Raw genomic sequence first — 1,309 nt, 5'->3', positions numbered from 1 at the left:
ACTAGCCGGGCGCATCGCCGCGAATCCGCAACAACACCGCATACAGCAGCGGCACGACGATCAGCGTCAAGAGGGTCGCAAAGGCCAGGCCGAACATGATGGTCACGGCCATGCTCTTGAAGAAGGGATCCGCCAGCAGCGGCGCGACGCCAAGAATGGTGGTCAGCGCGCCGAGAAAGACCGGGCGGGCGCGACCGACGCTGGCATCGAGTACCGCGGCAAGCCCCGGCTTGCCCTCCCGACGCTCGGCATCGGCCTGATCGACCAGCACGATGGAATTCTTCACCAGCATGCCGATCAGGCTCAGGAAGCCGAGGATCGCCATGAATTCGAACGGCGCCTGGAACAGCAGCAGCCCGACGGTCACGCCGACGATGGCCAGCGGCGCGGTGAGCCAGATCACCAGGGGCTGGCGAACGGCGTTGAACATGACCACCACCGCGAGGATCATGGCCGCGAAGCCATAGGGTGCCGACTGGGCGAGTCCCGCGTTCGCCTCGCGGGAGGCCTTGTACTCGCCCTCCCACTCAAGCGCATAGCCAGGCGGGCGCTCGATGGCCTCGACCTGTGGCCGCAGGCGCTCGAACAGCGGGCCGGCCAGCGCGCCGGGCGGCGGATCGCACTGGGCCTTGAGCGTCGGGAAGCGGTCGACCCGGCTGATCATGGCGTCCACCCACTCCACCTCCACCCCGGTCACGAGCTGGCCGACTGGCAGATAGCGCCCGGCGGTGGGGCTGTAGACCTGGACGCTCTCCAACTGCGCGGCCGTGAGCCGCTCCGACGCTGGGGCACGGGCGACGATGGGGATCAGCCGATCGCCTTCGCGGTAGATCCCGACCTGACTGCCGCTGAAGGCGCGGTTCAGTGCCGCGCTGATCTCGCTGACACCGACCCCGGCGCGCTCGGCGGCCACCCGATCGACGGCGGGACGCAGCACCGGCACCTTCTGCCGCCAGTCGTCCTGGATCGCCACGGCCTGCGGATCGTTCGCCATGATGGCCTTGGCCTCGTCCGCCAACCGGCGCAGGACCACGGGGTCCGATCCGCGAAAGGCGGCCTCGATCTTCTTGCCGCCGCCGCGCCCGAGCATGAACTTCCAAACCTTGATGTCGGCGTCCGGATGCCGCGGCTCCAGCTCCTGTTGCAGCGCCGAGACCAGCGAAGCGATCTGGCCCGCGTCCTCGACGTCGACCAGCAGTTGACCATAAGCGCTGTTGGGGTCTTCCGGGCTGTAGGTCAGCATGAAGCGCAGCCCGCCCTGGCCGATGAAGCTGCTGACATGGGTCACGCCCGGCTTGGTACGGACATA

Annotated in this window: 1 protein-coding gene; it reads right to left on the bottom strand. The window is 68.2% G+C overall.

The window, feature by feature from the left end; translation table 11 throughout:
- Position 1 precedes the first annotated feature (1 nt).
- Positions 2–1,309: efflux RND transporter permease subunit (locus CCR95_RS20030; RefSeq protein WP_201097789.1), on the bottom strand; the 1,308-nt coding region annotated here is incomplete at its 5' end.

Source organism: Thiocystis minor (assembly GCF_016653465.1).
Taxonomy (GTDB): Bacteria; Pseudomonadota; Gammaproteobacteria; order Chromatiales; family Chromatiaceae; genus Chromatium; species Chromatium minus.
This window is presented reverse-complemented; position numbering and strand designations above follow the sequence as displayed.